Source organism: Bernardetia sp. (genome assembly GCF_020630935.1).
In the GTDB taxonomy this organism is placed as follows: Bacteria; Bacteroidota; Bacteroidia; order Cytophagales; family Bernardetiaceae; genus Bernardetia.
This window is the reverse complement of the sequence record NZ_JAHDIG010000001.1, coordinates 1-18,852: the sequence shown is the minus strand read 5'-3', so window position 1 is coordinate 18,852 and position 18,852 is coordinate 1. Positions and strand designations below refer to the sequence as shown.

Below are 18,852 nucleotides of genomic sequence, written 5' to 3'. Positions count from 1 at the left end.
TATACAAGAATAGAAAATAAAAATGTCAGAAATTTCTACTTCGCTGCCTAATTATATCACATTCGAACCTTTAGAAAAAATTACCTCTTTGCTTCAAAACAGGCAAGTTGCTGTTTTGGTAGATGAAAATACGAAGCGAGATTGTTATCCAATTTTAAAAAAAAGTTTAGCTAAAAGTAGCTTACCTAATCCTACCTTGATAGAAATTCCGTCTGGAGAAACACACAAAACCCTAGAAACCTGTATTCATATTTGGCAAGAACTTACTCAAAATCATTTTGACAGAAAAGGTATCTTACTCAATCTTGGAGGAGGCGTAATTGGCGATATGGGAGGTTTTTGTGCTTCTACTTATAAACGTGGAATTGATTTTATTCAAATTCCGACGACACTTCTTTCGCAAGTAGATGCAAGTGTGGGAGGAAAACTAGGAATTGATTTTAATGGCTTGAAAAATCATATCGGACTTTTTCAAACTCCTTTTAAAGTTTGGATTCATACTCCATTTTTAAAAACATTGCCCTCTTACGAAGTTCGTTCAGGTTTTGCAGAAGTCATCAAACACACCCTTATTGCTGATAAAAAAGCGTGGCAAAATTTATCTCAAATAAATAAAAGTAACTTTGATACACAAAATTGGACTTCTATTGTTGCTCATTCGGTTGCATTAAAAGCAAAAGTTACAGAAGCTGACCCCACTGAAAAAGGATTACGAAAAATCTTAAACTTTGGACATACTATTGGACACGCTATTGAATCTTATTTTATAGAAGAAAATAAAAAACAAAGTGAACTGCCTACATTTTTACATGGAGAAGCTATTGCTCTAGGCATGATAGCTGAAAGTTATTATTCTGCTTTTCTTTGTAAAGACAAATTTCCTAATCAAAATTTTATCTCACAGACTGATTTTCAAGATATTAAAGAGTATATTTCTTCCATTTTTGAAAATACAATTACTGATTTTAGAAAAGCGATTGAGCAAAAAAATACTCTACAAGAGATAGTAAGATGGGCAAAACATGATAAGAAAAATGCTCAAAATCTCATTCTGACTTGTGGGCTAGAAGAAATTGGAAAAGCTGTCTATGATATTTCTATCACAGAAGAAGAAATTTTAGAGTGTTTGATGCAGATTTGATAAGATTGGAAAAACTATTGCTACTATTATAGTCAAGTGTATCAAGTTAAAGAAAAAAAATGTTTTTATAAGATATAATAAGGTTTTTATTGTTTTTTGTCTGAAAAATTACCTAAATTCTTTTTTATTATTTGTATCTTTAGAAAATAAGTAGCTTCTTTGAAGTAAGTAAGTATTTTGTAATAAAGTTGAAATAGAAAAAATATAAAAAAATATGCAAAATAGAATACTAATCTTGAGATAAAAAGTTGTTGGTAGCAATATGCTAAAACACCAACAAACGGTATTTTTTCCTTGTTCTGTGCCTAACAGAACAGCAAATATCTATTAATGTCTAGTACTCTACATATCAAAAACACTTTCTTTATAAGCTATTCACTATTCATAAATCACAGCCAATCACTACAAATAAAGTTCTATTTAAAACTCTGCTTATATGAACAATGGGAAACATCAATCAAGAGTTGGAGCGTTTACAACTTATTTCAAATTATATAAAAGGTAAACTCTCTGCAAAACAATTAGAAAAATTTAAAAAAAGGCTAGAAAATGACCCTGTTTTGAAAGAAGAGTTGTATAAGCATAAGAAGCTCATTGAACTTTTAAAGAAAAAACAAGAGCAGGACATTACTTCATTGTTAGACCCTAAAAATGATGTAGATTATATGAAAAAAGAACGTATTTATAGAAGAAATCAACTTCGCCAAGAACTTGAAAAAATCAAGGAGGAAAAAACAGAAAAGCAAAAAGACTGGGAACGCAAGATAACTCAGTCCCATCAGCCTTCTATTTACAAAGTGGCTGCTGTTTTTTTATTTGCTATTACTATTGGTGCAAGTGTCTTTGTAGTAGCTACTCATCTTATAGATACACAAAATGAAAAAGCCTTACAAGCAGAGGTAACTGCACCTACACTTGTAGAGGTTGAAATAAACCCTGCTGATGTGCTAGAAAAGAACGATAATTCTCCTCTTTTTGAAAATAAAGAGAAAGAAGTCTTAGTAAAAAGCTCAAATACAGATAAAAAACAAGACATAGAAAATAATGCTTCTGTTGTAGAGAAAGAAAATTTGATAGCCTACCAACCTATTCCAAATTTGGAAGATAAATTAGCTCAAAATACTCGTAGCACTATTAACTTAATATCTCCTGTTACTTTCTTAGAAAATTATGACAAGAATATTTCTTTTGAGTGGAGAGGAACAAGCGAAGAAGAAATCTATTTAGAACTTATCAATTCAAAGGAAGAAGTCAAAACTTACTATAGCCTTGAAAGTCCTTTTGTTTTGGATGAAAATCTTGAACAAGGGATTTACTATTGGATTCTCCAAACAGAGAGCGAAGTAATAAAGAGAGGAAAGTTTTTAGTTAAGTAAATTATTAAAATATCTAATGAGAAATTTTTATTTATTACTACTTTTTTTAAACATCAGTTTTTATACCAAGGCACAATTTACCAACATTGAATTACTCCAAATCAATGATTCTATTCCTATTTCAATGGGAATGAATAAGATAAAATTATATGCTGATATAGACAGTATTGTTTCTGTTCCATCTATAATGGATGCTTCAACAGCAGATTCATTGATTTATATTGGAGAGAGTTATCTTGCGTATTACGAAGAAGGAAATGAAGGTTTTGATAATTTAGAAGAATCTTTCTGTGAGTTTGAAGTTATTGTCTTTGATGATAAAATTAAGAGTATCACACTAGACGGAAAAAATAAGATTACTAGCCAAACTACTTTTGAGCAAATACAAAGGCTATTTCCATCTAGTTGCAAAGACCCTTCAGAAATTAGTATTTATGGTGATGATACAAAATATACAACTTGTAGTGTAGTTTTGATTACATCAAAAGGAATACAACTAGACATGCAACTGATATTCTACTTTGCTAATAATAAACTAAAACGTGTAGATTTTTGGCATCCTATCTAATAACCCATTATCCATTTTTTTTGCTCTTCTGTGTCTGGAATAGAAACTCCTCTAGCTGTACTTATTTTTTCTATAACCTTATCTTTTCTAACTCCTTGTTCTATCAAAATGGCAGCACAAAGCATCCCAGCACGTCCAATGCCTCCTCTACAATGAACAATAACTTTTTGGTTCTGACTAATTTTTTGAGCTAATTCCCTTGCTAGTTCTTTCAATTTTGAGGTTTGAGTTTCACTCGGTACACTTCTATCTTTTAAAGGAAAAGAAATAAAATGAATAGAATGCTTCTCACAAAGTTCTTTTTCCTTTTCTAGCTCTAGTTCAAAGGTTTCATTTTGGGTAAGCAAACTTACCAAAGTAGTTACATTCTGGTTTTTAAAATGAATAATATCTTCTTCCAAATGTTCATCAGCATTTGGCTTAGGCATACTGGCTAGATATTTTGTAATCCAAAAAATTCTTGTTTTCATAGTTTTGATATTTTTAAGTATAGATTTCATTACTTTTGCAGTATGAACCTCATCTATTTTTTAATATACTTTTTTCCACTTTTTGTTTTCTTACTGACTTTAGTAAGTTCAGCTTTTGTGTCTAGTAAAAATCAGACTTACACAAAAATTATAGAATATGTAGCGTTAGGATGCTCTTTCTTTGCCCTTGGAATGACAAGTATGCAGCTTTTTGAAGTTTTTACTACAGGAAAAATACTTTCAACTTCGTTTGTGTGGGCAAATGTAGGTTCAAAACAGATTAACATTCAGATAAGAATAGATTCGCTTACAGCATTTTTTCAATTTTTAGTTAGCCTTGTTGTTTTTGTCGTCCATATTTATTCGTTGGTTTATATAAAAGAAAAAAAGAGATTTTACTATGGTGTATTGGGGCTTTTCGTCTTTGCCATGCAACTCCTAGTGGCACAGGATAACTTGATTTTGTTTTTTGTTTTTTGGGAATTGGTAGGTTTGGCTTCTTACCTTTTGATAGATTTTGGAAAAACTGAAAATTCGTCTCGTGCTTCCACAAAATCTTTTCTACTCAATCGTTTAGGGGATATAGGACTTCTAGTTACTATTGCTTTGCTCTTCGAACACTCGCTTACAATTTCAGAACTTAAAACAGTTTTTACGACTCTTCCATTTTATACACAACTCATTATTTCAATAGGAATTTTACTAGCTGCTTTAGTAAAATCAGGTCAGTTTCCATTTTCTACGTGGCTCTTTGACGCTATGGAAGCTCCTACTTCTATCTCTGCACTTTTGCACGCTGCTACGATGGTGGCTGCTGGAATTTATCTACTTGTCCGAACGGAATTTGTATTTGAAGAAGTAACGCTCATTTCACAAATTTTAGTTTGGTTGGCTCTTTTTTCACTTCTTTTTTCTGCTTTAGCTGCCTATTTTACAGCTAATTTGAAGCAACAGCTAGCTGCTTCTACAGTTTCTCAACTTGGTTTTATGGCGATTGCTGTGGGTGTTGGAGCATGGCAAGCTGCCGTTTTGCACCTTTTTACTCATGCATTTTTTAAGGCGACACTATTTTTAGGAGCAGGTTTCCTAATAGAAAAAAATAGTACGAAGGAAATGGCAGAGATGGGAAAAAATAATTATAAAGCACTTCCTCTCTTTTTTATAATGTATGGGATGGCTTTGGCTGCTTTGGTTGGTTTGCCTCTTACTTCTGGATTTTTGTCGAAAGAATGGATTTTGAAAGAAACGTTAGCAAATAATTTTTTGATAGGAGGAATTTTATTTTTAGCAACTTTCTTAACTGCTTTCTACGGAGGAAGACAGCTTCAACTTCTGTTTTTTAATGATAAGGAAAACAATAAAGATGATACCATAGAAAAAAAATGGTCGTGGTATTTGCCTTTGTTACTACTTTTTATGGGAAATTTTTGGTTTCTTTTTGCTTTCCACCCACTTCACCCAGACGAAAGTTATTGGCTTTCAAGGTTTCCAAGACTTTTTTCAGAAGTTCCTCAAACTATCAAAATATGGCTACCTGTTTTTGCTACTTTAATTACCCTTTTAGGGGTATTTTTAGGGTTTTCTAAGAGGTTGAATGAGAAATTAATCCGAGTGCAAACTTTAGTTCAAATCAAAAATTACTTTCACCAGCAAGATAGATTTTTTATACTCTTATTTTGGAAACCTATCACCAACACAGCACTTATAGTAGCACAAAAACAACCACTTTTTACAACAAACAAGTTGGCTAACATTTGGATAAGAGTAGCGTCCATTTTATTTGTTTTTGATAGAAAAATAGATAGTTTGATTGATAGTTTTTCAAAAATAATTGTTGTAGCAGGATATTTTTCAGCTTGGATAGATAAATATATCGTTGATTTTGTTACGCATCTCGTAGTTTTTATAATCAACTATGCAGGAAAATATTTGAAGAGTTTACAAAGTGGAAAAGTTCAGTTTTATATCTTGATTGTCATTTCTATACTGACTTTTGCGCTACTGTATCTGATTTTTTAAGAACAACAAAACTATTTTTAGAGTACTGGACATGAGATAAAAAGTTGTTGGTGTCGCTACACTAAAATACCAACGAATGGCACTTTTCTCTGTTCTGTAACGCACAGAACAGCAATATCTATTGATGTCCAGTACTCTCAACTATTTTAATTCTAAATACAAAAAACTATGAATCCAATTTTGGCAATGGTTAAGGCACAAGAAGGAAAAAAACTTGGTGCAATGAATCCACCTTTTTCTCAATGGCTTGATGGGAGACTTATTTCAGCAAATGAAGGGGAGTTAGAAATCGAATATGAAGTGCGTGAAGAAATGACAAACCCTGTCGGGATTTTGCATGGTGGCATTCATGCTGCTATAATGGATGACCTTATTGGTACATCTTGTTTTTTACTTGCTCTACCTCACATTTATCTGTCTGTAAACCTTACTGTTGATTTTTTAGGACAAGCAAAGGTAGGGGATAAAGTAATTGCCAAAACTATGTTGGTAAGAAAAGGAAAAACAATGATAAACTTCTCTGCCGAAATTCATCATGCTCAAACAGGGCAACTCATTAGTCGTGCGACTTCAAATATGGTAAACTCTGGAATGCCGTCGGCTTGGACGAAAGAAGAAGAGTAAAAAATTATACTTGTATATCCTAAACATCGAATAAAGATAAAATATTCGTATTTTTGAGAAACATAATCTTTGCTCTTCAAACTTCAAAAAACATAAGAAATTATGCAACGAGATACTCAAATCTTTGATTTAATAGAACAAGAACGCCAACGCCAAGAACACGGCATCGAACTAATTGCTTCTGAAAACTTTGTTTCTCCACAAGTAATGGAAGCGATGGGAAGCGTCTTGACAAACAAATATGCAGAAGGACTGCCCAACAAACGCTATTATGGTGGTTGTGAAGTAGTAGATAAAGTAGAACAGCTTGCTATCGACCGTTTGAAAGAACTCTTTGGTGCAGAATGGGCAAATGTACAGCCACACTCTGGAGCGCAAGCCAATGCAGCCGTTATGTTAGCTGTTTTGAATGCTGGAGACAAAATCTTAGGCTTTGACCTTTCTCATGGAGGACACCTTACACATGGTTCTACAGTCAATTTTTCTGGAAAACTCTATGACCCTCATTTTTATGGTGTAGAAAAAGAAACTGGTCTTATTGATTGGGACAAAGTAGAAGAAAAAGCGAAAGAGGTTCAACCCAAACTTATTATTTGTGGTGCTTCTGCCTACTCTCGTGAGTGGGATTATGCTCGTTTGCGTAAGATTGCTGATAGTGTAGGAGCTTTATTATTAGCTGATATTTCTCACCCTGCTGGACTTATTGCTGGTGGTATTTTAGATAACCCATTGCCTCATTGTCATATCGTAACTTCTACAACGCACAAAACGCTTCGTGGCGCAAGAGGTGGAATTATTATGATGGGTAAAGACTTTGAAAATCCGTTTGGCATCAAAACTCCAAAAGGTGAGTTACGTATGATGTCTTCTCTTTTAGATTCAGGTGTTTTTCCTGGAACACAAGGAGGTCCACTAGAGCATGTCATTGCAGCTAAGGCAGTGGCTTTTGGAGAAGCTCTAAAGCCAGAGTTTAAAACTTATATTCAGCAAGTTGCCAAAAATGCACAAGCTATGGCAAAAGCATTTGTAGCAAAAGGTTATCAGATTATTTCTGGAGGAACAGACAATCATTTAATGCTTATTGACCTAAGAAATAAAAATATTACTGGTAAAAAGGCTGAAAATACACTCGTTTTGGCAGATATTACCATCAATAAAAATATGGTGCCTTTTGATGATAAGTCGCCGTTTGTAACTTCTGGAATGCGTGTCGGTACGGCTGCCGTTACTACTCGTGGAATGGTAGAGAGCGATATGGAGCGCATTGTTGAGCTGATTGATAAAGTATTGATGAATGCTGATGATGAAAACGTAATTGCAGAGGTTCGTAAGGAAATAAATGAATGGATGAAAGATTTTCCTTTGTACAAAGAATTGGAAATGAGTGTTTAGTATATCGTAGATAAATAGGAATCAAAAGAATGACAAGTCAGAACTAGAGTTTTGGCTTGTCATTTTTCTTTACAGTAAAATTTAGCAAGAGTTAAATAAGTGTATTCAAACTCATAAATAACAGAAGTTTATGAATTTTTTATTTTCTAATCCTATTCAAATTTCTAATTCTGAATAATTTACTCTACTTTCGCTATTTAATTGTTTTGATTTTATAGCATTTTAAGTTTTTTATAGAGTTATGGATTATTTGAGAGGATTGTTAGGCATGTTGGTCTTGCTAGGTGTAGCGTATGCCTTTTCTATCAATCGAAAAGCAATAAATTGGAAACTGGTCGGTATTGGTATTCTGTTACAAGTCATTTTTGGAGTATTGATTACGCAAGTGCCACAAGTAGCATCTGTATTTAAGTCAATTAGTGAGGGATTTGTGAAGTTTTTGAGTTTTGCTAACGATGGCGCAAGATTCCTTTTTATGGATTTGGCTGATATTCCAAAAAGTGGTTTTATCTTCGCATTCCAAGTTTTGCCTACCGTAATTTTCTTCTCTGCCGTAACTACTGGACTATATTACTTAGGTATTCTTCAAAAAATATCTTATGGAATTGCTTGGCTGATGGCAAAAACAATGGGACTTTCAGGTGCAGAAAGCCTTTCGGCAGCAGGAAACATATTCTTAGGGCAAACAGAAGCACCTCTTTTAGTACGTCCTTTTATTGCTAAAATGACAACCTCTGAGCTTATGTGTCTTATGACAGGAGGAATGGCAACCATTGCAGGAAGTGTTTTGGGAAGTTATGTTGCCTTTTTAGGAGGAGCAGACGAAGTAAAACAAGCCGAAGTAGCAGCTCGCCTTTTGAGTGCATCGATTATGAATGCCCCAGCAGGAATTGTATTTGCTAAAATGCTCATCCCAGAAACAAAACCAGAACTTATAGATTCAGAACTCAAAGTAAATAAAGAAACGCTAGGTGCAAACGTGATTGATGCCTTGGCAATTGGTGCAGGTGAAGGATTAAAACTTGCATTGAATATTGGTGCAATGCTTTTGGCTTTTATTGCAGTGATTGCCCTTCTGAATTATATGCTTGAGGTAGTGGGTGATTGGACAACGCTAAATGCTATCATTGCAGAAAGTACAGATGGTGTCTTTAATAAACTTTCGATGGAGTATATTTTAGGACAAGTTTTCCGTTTGGCTGCCTTTGTAATTGGAGTAGAATGGAACGACACACTGCAAGTAGGAAGTCTTTTAGGACAAAAAACTGTTATCAATGAATTTGTAGCGTATGTAAGCCTTGCAGACCTCCAAGAAAAAGGACTTATTTCAGCAAAATCTATTACCATTGCTACTTTTGCCCTCTGTGGATTTTCCAATTTTAGTTCTATTGCTATTCAGATAGGAGGCATTGGAGCAATGGCACCTAACCAACAGGCTAACCTCTCTCGTTTAGGATTAAAGGCTCTGCTTGCTGCAACACTTGCTTGTATGATGACAGCTACGATTGCTGGGGCGTTATTGGCATAATTTAAAATTAAAAAGCCCTTTTCTAAAGTTAGAAGAGGGCTTTTGCAATTTATATTACTTACAATTTCTTGTCGTAATGAAGTGTTATTTTATATCAGAATTACCAACCTTCGTCGTTACCACCTTGCTCAGCAACCACTAATTCAAATGAACGAATTTTGCCTACCCATTTTGCTGGAAGTGCCTTCATATCACTTGTGATGTCAAAAGATTCGCCTTCAAAGTCGTCTGCCATAAAAACACGAACAATTACGCCTTCACTTACTTTAATAGAAGCAATAGGTTGCATACCGAATTCTTCTTGTATCGTTTGGCTATCAAAACTGGTAAGTTCATTAATTTCTAAAGATTTGCCTTCGAAATTAGCTTTAGCAAAAAGAGTTACAGAAACTTCTAGTTCAGTAGTGGTTTCTTCTGTTGTAGATTCATTATCGCCCCAATCTTGAGCTTTTAGAGAAATAGAAGAAGAGAAAAATGCAATACATGCAGCAGCAAAAGTGATGAATAGAATACGCATACGTTTAAGAGTTTATATAAAATTAGGTGAATAAAACGCACACATTGTTCTTTGAGGAGAAGAACCAAAACCGAAAAATCAGAATGAGTTTTCAAGAAATATAAATAGCAATTTTACTGACAATTTTGAAAAAATGAACTTTACAAGAAAAATATTTTTTGCTAAACAACGTCTTTATTGAAAGAGAGTAAATACAAACAAATTACTCCAAAAAATAATTTTCAAAATATCAAAAATATTCCATACATTTAAGAGATGAAAAATAATATATTTACATATCTTTTTTTATTATTCTTTGTTCTTACAATATGTTCTTGTTCTACTCAAGATACGTATTGTAATGAGCGTTTTGAATACTGTTTAGACTACCCTGCTGCCTTCGAACCTTTTGGAAGTTCAAAGAGTGGAGATGGACAGATTTTCCACATCGACGGAGGAAAAATAGAACTTTTAGTTTGGGGAAGCATCAATGGACAAAACCGAACCTTAGAAGAAGAACAGCAGTTTATTTCAAAAAATAGAGACGTACAATATAAGCCTATTAATGATAAATTTTTTGTCGTTTCTGGTTTTGAAAATGGAAAAGTATATTATCTGCGTACAGAAAAAACAGAAACTGGTTTTCGCTCTTTCGAAATTCGCTATCCAAGGGAGGAGAAAGAAAAGTACGATAAGTTTGTGGAACAAATTAGCTTTCAAGAGAAAAAATAAAATGTAATGACTCCACGAGATAAGTCTCTTTTTCGTTGGGATTCGTATCCACTTGTACGTCCTGTGTTGGCTCTCATAATAGGTATTTTGATAGGTGAACAAACACAAGTTAGTTTAGCTTTTTCTTTAGGGCTTTTAGCTGCCTTTTCGATAGCCTATTTGGGACTTCATTTTTTACTGACTGGAAATCAGAAAACACGTTTTTCATGGCTGCAACTCTTTACTTTACTAGGTGTTTTTATAGGATTTGGAATGACTTTAGTAACCAATATCTCTCCAAAAGAACGTCCTTTACATATAAAAAATAATTCTAAAACCACTTTAGCCTATCAAGGGAAAATTGTTTCAGAAATTCAAGAACGAGAAAAATCCTATAAGTTTGAATTTGAAGTAGAAAAAATTAGAACAGAAAATACATGGCAACTTGCTGAAGGAAAAGTATTGGTATATCTCAAAAAAAATGAGTTCTTGAATGATACCAGTTTTATAAACAGAGCAGATAAAATATATAACTTTGATGATGAATTACAGATAAAAGGCTCTCCCATTGAGACCAACCCACCCGAAAATCCCTCTTCTTTCGATTATCAGAAATACTTAAAATACCATTATATTTGGCATCAAGATTTTATCAATTCGTATGATGTGGTTTTAGAAAATAATTTTGAAAATCAAAGTTTAGAAAATCCTATAAAGATTTTTCGTAAGAAAGCCATTGAATTTAGAATCTATTGTGATAGTGTGTTGAAGGAAACTATGCCAGGTGAGCAAAGCTATGGCGTGGCAAGCGCACTTTTCTTAGGAATAAGAGATGGAATAGATAATGATGTAAAGAAAGCCTATCAGTCAGCAGGAGCAACACACGTTTTGGCTGTTTCTGGTTTGCATGTCGGTATTTTGAGTTGGATAATGGCTTTTATATTTCGTTTCTTGAAGAATCACAGAAGATTGAAATATGTTTATTTGGGAATAATTTTGAGTGTTTTGTTTGGATATGCTTTCCTGACAGGACTTTCGCCTTCAGTGCTGCGTGCTTCCGTGATGTTTGGGATTATACAGATTGCAACAACATTTAGCAAGCGAACGAATGTCTATAATAACCTTGCTTTTTCGGCTTTTCTCTTGCTTACTTTCAATCCGTATATGCTCTTTGAAGTGGGTTTTCAGCTTTCTTATTTGGCTGTTATTGGTATTGTGCTTATTCAGCCTAGAATGGCTAAATACTACACGCCTCCTAATAAATTTGTAAAGTATTTTTGGGAATTATTCACTGTTTCAATAGCTGCACAAATTTCTACATTTCCTATTTGTGTCTATTATTTCCATCAGTTTCCAACTTATTTTTGGCTTTCTGGTTTTGTGGTTATTCCTGCTGCTGTGGGGATTTTAGGTTTAGCTATTGCTACAGTTTGTTGTAGTGTTTTTCCTGCTATTATAAGTTCTTATTTAGGAATTGCACTATCTTTTCTCATTTATGGAGTAAATTTTCTGATATTTTGGATAGAAAAACTTCCTCTTTCTGTGATAGAAAATATACGGCTTAGTTTTGCTGAAAGTATGCTTATTTATGCTATTATGATAGGTTTACTTTGCTTTATCACTCTGCCAAGACGAGTTTTCTTTTATCCTACTGTACTTCTGTGTATTGTTTTTTCTGCTCTAAATCTCTATTTGAATCACGAAGCAGAAAACCAAAAACGATTAGTTTTTTATCAGATTCGAAAAGGCTTTGCTCTTAGTTTGCAAGACGGCAGGCGAAGCACTACACTTTTAGATTCGGCTAGTTTTTATAACGAAAATGCTCAAAGCTATTGGCTTACTGGCGACTTACTTTCGAATGGAAAAACCCAAAACGAGCTTATAAATATGGATTCTGTCTATTCAGAAAACCCAAGTAATGAAATTGTACAGATAAGAGATTGGGCTGGAGGAAAAATAATCACTTGGAACAATAAGACCATACTTTGGTGGAACAAAAGACTAGATAAAGAAACCAAATTTGTTCCAAAGCTAGATGATATAGAAATCGTATGGATAAGTAATAACCCTATTTACACGTTATCCGAAATGGCAACTATCAAAACGAATTATCTCATTTTTGATGATACCAATTACAACTCAAGAATAAAACTGCTTTCAAATGAAGCTAAAGTCAATAAAATAAAAGTCAGAGTATTGAAAAATGGAGCGTTTGAGAAAGAGTATTAAAATAATTTCATTGAATTGTAGTATTTCTCTGTGTTCTCTTCAACTCTGTGGTTTAAAAACTAAACCTATTTTTATCTCCTATACTTCTTAAAAAAACTATTAATTTTCATCTGAATCACTCCAAAAAAGGCTTCTTTAAAAATTCCAGACGACATCTTAGATGTTCCCTTGGTTCGGTCAGTAAAAATAATAGGGACTTCACCTACATGAAAGCCGTATTTCCACGCTGTAAATTTCATTTCTATCTGAAAGGCGTAGCCTACAAATTTGATAGAATCCAAATTTATCGTTTCTAAAACTTCCCTACGATAACATTTAAAACCTGCCGTTGCATCGTGAATAGGCATTCCTGTTACTATCCGAACATAAATACTAGCAAAATACGACATCAAAACACGACTCATAGGCCAGTTCACAACATTTACCCCCTGTACATAACGAGAACCAATAGCTACATCATTTCTGATACCCTCTTCATTTTCTGTCGCACAAGAATTATAAAGCCTAACTAAATCCTTTGGATTATGCGAAAAATCGGCATCCATTTCAAAAACATATTGATACTCATTTCTCAATGCCCATTTGAAGCCGTGAATATAGGCTGTGCCTAAGCCCAGTTTGCCTTTACGTTCCTCAAGGTGTAGAGAATTAGTAAATTCTTTTTGAAGTTCTTTAACTTTCAAAGCTGTTCCGTCAGGCGAACCGTCGTCAATAATGAGGACGTGAAACGGAAGTTCTAACGAAAATACGGCACGAATAATAGCTTCGATATTTTCGATTTCGTTATAGGTCGGTATGATTACGATGCGTTCTTTCACACTTCAAAAATACGTACAATAATTTTACGTACAATAGCAGAACTATAAATTTTGAGAAGTTTTAGGAAGTTTGTTAATTACTTTTATTTCTGTGGTATCTTGCTTTCTCTATATCTTACTACGCCTGTAGGCAAATCATCTAAGAGTTTTTCGGCTGCTCGTTCGTCTTTTTTTCGTTCCGATGTTTCTTTATATTTTTTGAAAAGCCAAAATTTACTCCAATCTTGCAGCATCAGAAGCAGTGCAAGTAAAGAAGTTGTTAATGCTATTTCCCAAACAAGAGCGATTGTAACCATTTCTAATAAAAAATTAATTCTTAGTCAAAATAAGAATTATTTCTCAAATTTGTTGCTATGAAGAAAGAAACTCTACCTTTTTATACAAAATCTCAACTCGCTCTACGCAACGGACAAGACCGTAAGGAAATTTGGTGTGCCTACAATAATCTAATCTACGATGTTTCTAGTTCTAGGCTTTGGCAAAAAGGAAAGCATTATGAACATTGGGCTGGGCAAGACCTTACAGAAGAATTAAAAAATGATGCTCCTCACAACGAAAATGTATTTGACAAATTCGAAGTGGTGGGAAAGTTAAAAGAAAATTAAACTGTTGCTATGCAAATACTTTTGCTAATTCTTTTTCAATATGACTTAGCTTGAGCAAAATTTGAGAATTGTCTGGCGTATCGTTGCTATATTCTGTTGGATGTATGCCGTTCAAGAGCAAACGAGATTCTATAACCTTACAAACTAGCTCGTCTCCTTGAGCATAATTAGCCATTATTTTATCAATAAAAATACGGATACTTCCTTTTTTTGTATTATTATTAGGTTGTTCTTGTGTAGAGTTCATAATGATAGAAATTAAAAGGGGATAGTTGATGAATTGAAAAGTAGAACAAAATCAAGTTTTTATTTAATTTATTTAAAAATAACTTTAAGTTTTCTTTCTTTATTTAAGAAACGGCAAGACTTTTTAAAAAGTTGCATTTGTCATCATTGAGATTAAAGTCCAATTTTATATTCCCAAATATAACACCATTATTAACTGTAAAGTCTAATTATTTATGAAAAAAATACTAAAAGTAATTATTATTGATGAATTGCATGAATCATTCAAATTTCATTTTTTGAATAAAAATATAGAATATACTTATGCTTATGATTGGAAAGATAATGATATTATAAATCAAATGCAAGATTTTGATGGATTAATCCTAAGAAGTCGCTTCGCTATTGATAAAAAATTCATACAAAAAACCAAACACCTACTTTTTGTAGCTCGTGTCGGTTCTGGAACAGATGGAATAGACAAAAAATTACTTGCTCAAAAAAAAATACAATTACTTACTGCCCCAGAAGGAAATCGTAATGCTGTTGCTGAACATACACTAGGAATGATGTTATCAGTATTGAATAATTTTAAGAAAGCCCAAAATGAATTGAGTAACTTTCAGTGGAAAAGAGAAGCTAACAGAGGGATAGAGCTAAGTGGAAAAACAGTAGGAATTGTAGGCTATGGAAATGTCGGAAAATTATTATCTCAAAAACTAAATGCTTTAGGTTGTGAGGTATTAGTGTATGACAAAAGAGATAAAAAGCAAGACAGCTTTGCAAAACAAGTTTCTTTAGAAGAGTTACAAGAAAAGGCGCAAATCGTCTCAATTCATATTCCATTAGATGATGAAATAGGTGGAGAAAATGGCAATCTTCATTTTGCTGATGAGCAGTTCTTTGAAAGGTTTGCTAACCCTATTTTTTTCTTCAATACTTCAAGAGGAAGTGTTGCCAAAATGGAAGCTATTTTAAAATACTTGAAAAATGGAAAGATTAGAGGAGCAGGGTTAGATGTTTTAGAAAATGAAAAGCTACATACCTTTACAGAGTTACAAAAAAAGCAATTTGAAGAAATAAATGCTATGCAAAATGTGATTTTGACTCCCCACGTGGCAGGTTGGACACACGAATCCTATGAAGGATTAAATAAAGTCTTGGGTGAGAAGATAAATCAGTTTGTAGAGAAGCATTTTCAAAAGGCTTAAAAAACAGTAGTTTTTTCTTGGTTTTTCTAAATTACTATAATTTAATCTATTGAATATATAGTAGTTGCTAAAGTTTTCCTATTTTCGTGTCTTGAAAAGAAATTTTTAATAAAAATATACTGATTGATATATCAGAATTGGTTTTTTAACTGATTACTGGTAATTGATTACTATTTACTGAAAAAAATATGGGTTTTAATCGTCTCAACACGATTGTAGGTTGGCTAATCTTTTTGATTGCTACTACAGTTTATGTCCTCACACTTGAAAATACGGCTAGTTTTTGGGATTGTGGAGAATTTATAGCTGTTTCTTATAAACTAATGGCTCCTCACCCTCCAGGTGCGCCTTTCTTCCTTTTAGTCGGACGTATGTTTTCCTTCCTTGCCTTTGGAGATGTAGAACAAGTAGGCTATTGGATAAATATGCTTTCTGCTCTCAGTAGTAGTTTTTCTATTTTGTTCTTATTTTGGACAATAACAATGCTTGCTCGTCGTATTGTGCGCCCTACTTTGCAAAAAGTTATGGATTCCAAATCGGAAGCTGACTTACAAAAAGGCTTAGATGCACAAGAAAATGATTATACACTAGCTCAAAAAATTATGATTTTGGGAAGTGGTGCTGTTGGTGCATTGGCTTATACTTTTTCAGATTCATTTTGGTTTTCAGCTGTTGAAGCAGAGGTGTATGGAATGTCATCTTTTTTTACTGCGATTGTAGTATGGGCAATTTTTAAATGGGAACGCATTGATGATGAGAGAGATTCAAATCGTTGGCTGATTTTTATTGCTTATTTGGTTGGTCTTTCTATCGGAGTTCACCTTCTTAACTTACTTGCTCTTCCTGCATTGGCGTATGTATATTATTTCAAAAAATACAAAGAAGAAAGTCGTTTGGGTTGGCTTCTGACTTTCTTAGCAGGAACAGGAATTGTTGTTTTGATTACGTATGGCGTAATTCCAGGGCTTCCAAGTATTGCAGCAAAATTCGAAATTGCATTTGTAAATTCATTTGGTCTTCCATTTGGTTCTGGGGCTTTATTTTTTAGTCTTGCTTTTATTGCAGCACTTGTTTGGGGAATTTTTTATTCTATTAAAAAGAGAAATGTAGAATTAAATACAGCCTTACTTTCTTTTGCATTCATTATGATAGGGTACAGTACGTATTCTCTTATATTGATTCGTTCGAATGCTAATCCTCCGATTGACGAGAACAACCCAGAAGATGTAATGACATTTGTTTCTTATCTAAAGCGTGAACAGTATGGCGACCGTCCTTTGGTATATGGAAGAACATTTGCTTCCGAGCGCACAGGACAAGAAATTGGAGCAGCTTTATATCGTAAAGGAGAAAAAAAATACGAAGTCTATGACCATAAGTTTGAAGTTACTTATGATTCTAAAGGTAATATGCTTCTGCCTCGTGTATATAGCCAATCAAGTAATCACCCACAGCTTTATCAGCAATGGTTAAATCTTCAACAAGGAGAACGCCCTACTTTTGGCGATAACCTCAACTTCCTTTTTACTTACCAGTTTGGACACATGTATTTTAGGTACTTTATGTGGAATTTTGCTGGAAGACAAAGCGATGACAAAGAAGCTGGATGGCTTACTCCGTTTGAAGATTTAGGAAAAGAACTCCCTGAAGATTTAGCTACTAACAAAGCAAGAGATAACTTTTATATGTTGCCACTTCTTTTAGGAATTATAGGTTTTATTTTCCAAGCTACTAAAGACCAAAAAGGTTGGTGGATTACCTTCCTTATTTTCTTCATAATGGGATTAGGTTTGGTGCTTTATCTCAATTCGCCTCCTGTTGAACCTCGTGAACGTGATTATGTATATGTGGGTTCGTTCTATGCCTTTTCTGTTTGGATAGGTTTGGGAATGTTGACTTTAGCACACTTCCTACAAAAACGTATTTCTGGAGTAGCTGCTTCTGGAATTGCTTTGGGTGTTGCCTTTATTGTGCCTACTATTATGGCTGTGAAAGGTTGGGATAACCATAACCGTACTGGGCGTTATCTTTCAGTTGACCAAGCCAGAAACACGTTAGCTGCTTGTGAGCCTAATGCTATCTTGTTTACAGGTGGAGACAATGATACTTTCCCACTTTGGTACGTACAGGATGTAGAAGGCTTCCGTACTGATGTTAGAGTAGCCGTTTTGAGTTATTTTGCAACAGATTGGTATGCAGACCAAATGACAAGCCAAGTAAATGATTCGCCACCAATTCCGATTTCTTTGGAAAGAGAAGACTATATTCAAGGTAAGAATGATTACTTGATGTATATTGGAAATAGAGATGGTTCTCCAGATAAAAATATTAATCAGCCTGTCAATTTAGAGACTTACATACAACTTCTTAAAAAAGAAGACCCTCGTGTGATGGTACAGTTACAAGATGGAAGTAGTACAGGAAAACTTCTTTCTAAAAAGTTTGCGTTAGCTATCAATAAGCAAGACGTACTGTCAAAAGGATTTATTCCTAAAGGAAAAGAAAACCGTATTGTCGATGTGATGGAGTTTGATATTAAAGGAAACAACATTTATAAAAATGACCTTTTATTATTAGATTTAATTGCAACTAACAAATGGGAGCGTCCGATTTACTTCAATCAGACTTCTGCAAATACTATCAATTTCAATTTGAGAGATTATCTTCAAATGGATGGAATGGTTTATCGCCTTATGCCAATTCAAGGACAAGATAATGGCGATTTAGGAGAAGTCAATTTTGAGGAAATGAAAAAAGCTGTGGAGATGTTCCAATTTAGAGGAATGCAAACAGAAGGCTATTACGACGACGAATATAAAAAGTTTGGAGCGCAGTTCCGTCAAGTATATTTCCGTTTGGCACAAGAATACTTTGAGCGTGGGGAGAAGGAAAAAGCAATAGAAACGCTTGATAAAGCCTTTGAACTTCTTCCAGTAATGAATGTTCCATATAGCTATTATGAACCATATTTTGTGCAGTTGTACCACATGGCAGAAGCTGATGACAAAGCCATTGCCTTAGCAGAAGATATTTCTACTCGTGCTATGGAAAACCTTAGTTTTGTTTATCAGAACAATCTGAATCAGTTTAATTATAGTGATATGATTCAGCGAAGCAGTATTCAGATGCGTGTTTTACTTTCTGTTTATCGCCAGTTAGATGCCATGACAACACAAGAAATTCAGCGTTTGGAGGCTAAAAAATCTCTAATGCAAGAAGAAGGAAAAGTAATTGTTGATGAAAATGGAGACCAAATTCAAATAGAATTTTCTGATGCTGAACAAACTCGCTTAGAAAGTCTGAAAGAACGCCAAAAAATCTTTACAGATGCCATACAAAAGTATAGTTCTGCTGGTGGAATGAGGTAAGTTATTCTTTTATTGCTATTTTAAGTAGTTAGTTTTCACAAAATTGTTATTTTGTATTTCTGATTAAAAAT

The 18,852-nt window shown here is 33.8% G+C and carries 17 protein-coding genes; 12 read left to right on the top strand and 5 right to left on the bottom strand.

Annotated features, from left to right (window positions below):
- Nucleotides 1–22 precede the first annotated feature (22 nt).
- The 3 genes from aroB (at nucleotide 23) to QZ659_RS00075 (ending at nucleotide 3,085) form a co-directional block, all read left to right on the top strand.
- Nucleotides 23–1,141, top strand: coding sequence for a 3-dehydroquinate synthase (gene aroB, locus QZ659_RS00085; protein WP_291720005.1), 1,119 nt, complete (start codon nucleotides 23–25; stop codon nucleotides 1,139–1,141).
- 443 nt (nucleotides 1,142–1,584) lie between these two features.
- Nucleotides 1,585–2,517, top strand: coding sequence for a hypothetical protein (locus QZ659_RS00080; RefSeq protein ID WP_291720003.1), 933 nt, complete (start codon nucleotides 1,585–1,587; stop codon nucleotides 2,515–2,517).
- 16 nt (nucleotides 2,518–2,533) lie between these two features.
- The gene (locus QZ659_RS00075; RefSeq protein ID WP_291719999.1) at nucleotides 2,534–3,085 is read left to right on the top strand and encodes a hypothetical protein; all 552 of its coding nucleotides are present in this window, start codon (nucleotides 2,534–2,536) and stop codon (nucleotides 3,083–3,085) included.
- Here QZ659_RS00075 and QZ659_RS00070 read toward each other — a convergent pair.
- Nucleotides 3,082–3,555, bottom strand: coding sequence for a dual specificity protein phosphatase family protein (locus QZ659_RS00070; protein ID WP_291719996.1), 474 nt, complete (start codon nucleotides 3,553–3,555; stop codon nucleotides 3,082–3,084). The two genes, QZ659_RS00075 and QZ659_RS00070, sit on opposite strands and share 4 nt — an antisense overlap.
- A gap of 42 nt (nucleotides 3,556–3,597) precedes the next feature.
- On the opposite strand from QZ659_RS00070, the gene QZ659_RS00065 reads away from it, so the two are divergent.
- The 4 genes from QZ659_RS00065 to QZ659_RS00050 all read left to right on the top strand — a co-directional run bounded on the left by QZ659_RS00065 (nucleotide 3,598) and on the right by QZ659_RS00050 (nucleotide 9,118).
- Nucleotides 3,598–5,574 (top strand): NADH-quinone oxidoreductase subunit L, encoded by a 1,977-nt coding sequence (locus QZ659_RS00065; RefSeq protein WP_291719993.1) that lies wholly within the window; start codon nucleotides 3,598–3,600, stop codon nucleotides 5,572–5,574.
- A gap of 168 nt (nucleotides 5,575–5,742) precedes the next feature.
- Complete coding sequence (locus QZ659_RS00060) at nucleotides 5,743–6,198, top strand: PaaI family thioesterase (RefSeq protein ID WP_291719990.1); 456 nt, start codon at nucleotides 5,743–5,745, stop codon at nucleotides 6,196–6,198.
- 102 nt (nucleotides 6,199–6,300) lie between these two features.
- The gene (glyA, locus tag QZ659_RS00055) at nucleotides 6,301–7,590 is read left to right on the top strand and encodes a serine hydroxymethyltransferase (protein WP_291719988.1); all 1,290 of its coding nucleotides are present in this window, start codon (nucleotides 6,301–6,303) and stop codon (nucleotides 7,588–7,590) included.
- 241 nt (nucleotides 7,591–7,831) lie between these two features.
- Complete coding sequence (locus tag QZ659_RS00050) at nucleotides 7,832–9,118, top strand: NupC/NupG family nucleoside CNT transporter (RefSeq protein ID WP_291719984.1); 1,287 nt, start codon at nucleotides 7,832–7,834, stop codon at nucleotides 9,116–9,118.
- Nucleotides 9,119–9,218: 100 nt separating this feature from the next.
- Here the strand turns inward: QZ659_RS00050 and QZ659_RS00045 are convergent, their stop codons facing one another.
- Entirely contained in the window at nucleotides 9,219–9,635 is a 417-nt protein-coding gene (locus QZ659_RS00045) for a hypothetical protein (RefSeq protein ID WP_291719981.1), read from the bottom strand.
- Nucleotides 9,636–9,890: 255 nt separating this feature from the next.
- Here QZ659_RS00045 and QZ659_RS00040 point away from each other — a divergent pair, with 255 nt between their 5' ends.
- Together QZ659_RS00040 and QZ659_RS00035 are read left to right on the top strand one after the other, a co-directional pair.
- Nucleotides 9,891–10,346, top strand: a complete 456-nt coding sequence (locus QZ659_RS00040; RefSeq protein WP_291719979.1) for a hypothetical protein — start codon at nucleotides 9,891–9,893, stop codon at nucleotides 10,344–10,346.
- Between the two features lie 6 nt (nucleotides 10,347–10,352).
- Nucleotides 10,353–12,554, top strand: a complete 2,202-nt coding sequence (locus tag QZ659_RS00035) for a ComEC/Rec2 family competence protein (RefSeq protein WP_291719976.1) — start codon at nucleotides 10,353–10,355, stop codon at nucleotides 12,552–12,554.
- A 71-nt stretch (nucleotides 12,555–12,625) separates the two neighbouring features.
- On the opposite strand, the gene QZ659_RS00030 is transcribed toward QZ659_RS00035, so the two are convergent.
- Nucleotides 12,626–13,372 carry a polyprenol monophosphomannose synthase gene (locus QZ659_RS00030; RefSeq protein WP_291719973.1) on the bottom strand — a complete coding sequence of 249 codons (747 nt, stop codon included), beginning with the start codon at nucleotides 13,370–13,372 and terminating at the stop codon, nucleotides 12,626–12,628.
- 83 nt (nucleotides 13,373–13,455) lie between these two features.
- The gene (locus tag QZ659_RS00025; protein ID WP_291719970.1) at nucleotides 13,456–13,668 is read right to left on the bottom strand and encodes a hypothetical protein; all 213 of its coding nucleotides are present in this window, start codon (nucleotides 13,666–13,668) and stop codon (nucleotides 13,456–13,458) included.
- Between the two features lie 57 nt (nucleotides 13,669–13,725).
- On the opposite strand from QZ659_RS00025, the gene QZ659_RS00020 reads away from it, so the two are divergent.
- Nucleotides 13,726–13,977 carry a cytochrome b5 domain-containing protein gene (locus QZ659_RS00020; protein ID WP_291719967.1) on the top strand — a complete coding sequence of 84 codons (252 nt, stop codon included), beginning with the start codon at nucleotides 13,726–13,728 and terminating at the stop codon, nucleotides 13,975–13,977.
- Nucleotides 13,978–13,984: 7 nt separating this feature from the next.
- Here QZ659_RS00020 and QZ659_RS00015 read toward each other — a convergent pair whose 3' ends face one another.
- Nucleotides 13,985–14,224 (bottom strand): hypothetical protein, encoded by a 240-nt coding sequence (locus tag QZ659_RS00015; RefSeq protein WP_291719965.1) that lies wholly within the window; start codon nucleotides 14,222–14,224, stop codon nucleotides 13,985–13,987.
- Nucleotides 14,225–14,438: 214 nt separating this feature from the next.
- Here QZ659_RS00015 and QZ659_RS00010 point away from each other — a divergent pair, with 214 nt between their 5' ends.
- Nucleotides 14,439–15,413 (top strand): NAD(P)-dependent oxidoreductase, encoded by a 975-nt coding sequence (locus QZ659_RS00010; protein WP_291719962.1) that lies wholly within the window; start codon nucleotides 14,439–14,441, stop codon nucleotides 15,411–15,413.
- Nucleotides 15,414–15,601: 188 nt separating this feature from the next.
- Nucleotides 15,602–18,781, top strand: a complete 3,180-nt coding sequence (locus QZ659_RS00005; protein ID WP_291719959.1) for a protein O-mannosyl-transferase family — start codon at nucleotides 15,602–15,604, stop codon at nucleotides 18,779–18,781.
- The last annotated feature ends 71 nt before the right edge of the window (nucleotides 18,782–18,852 follow it).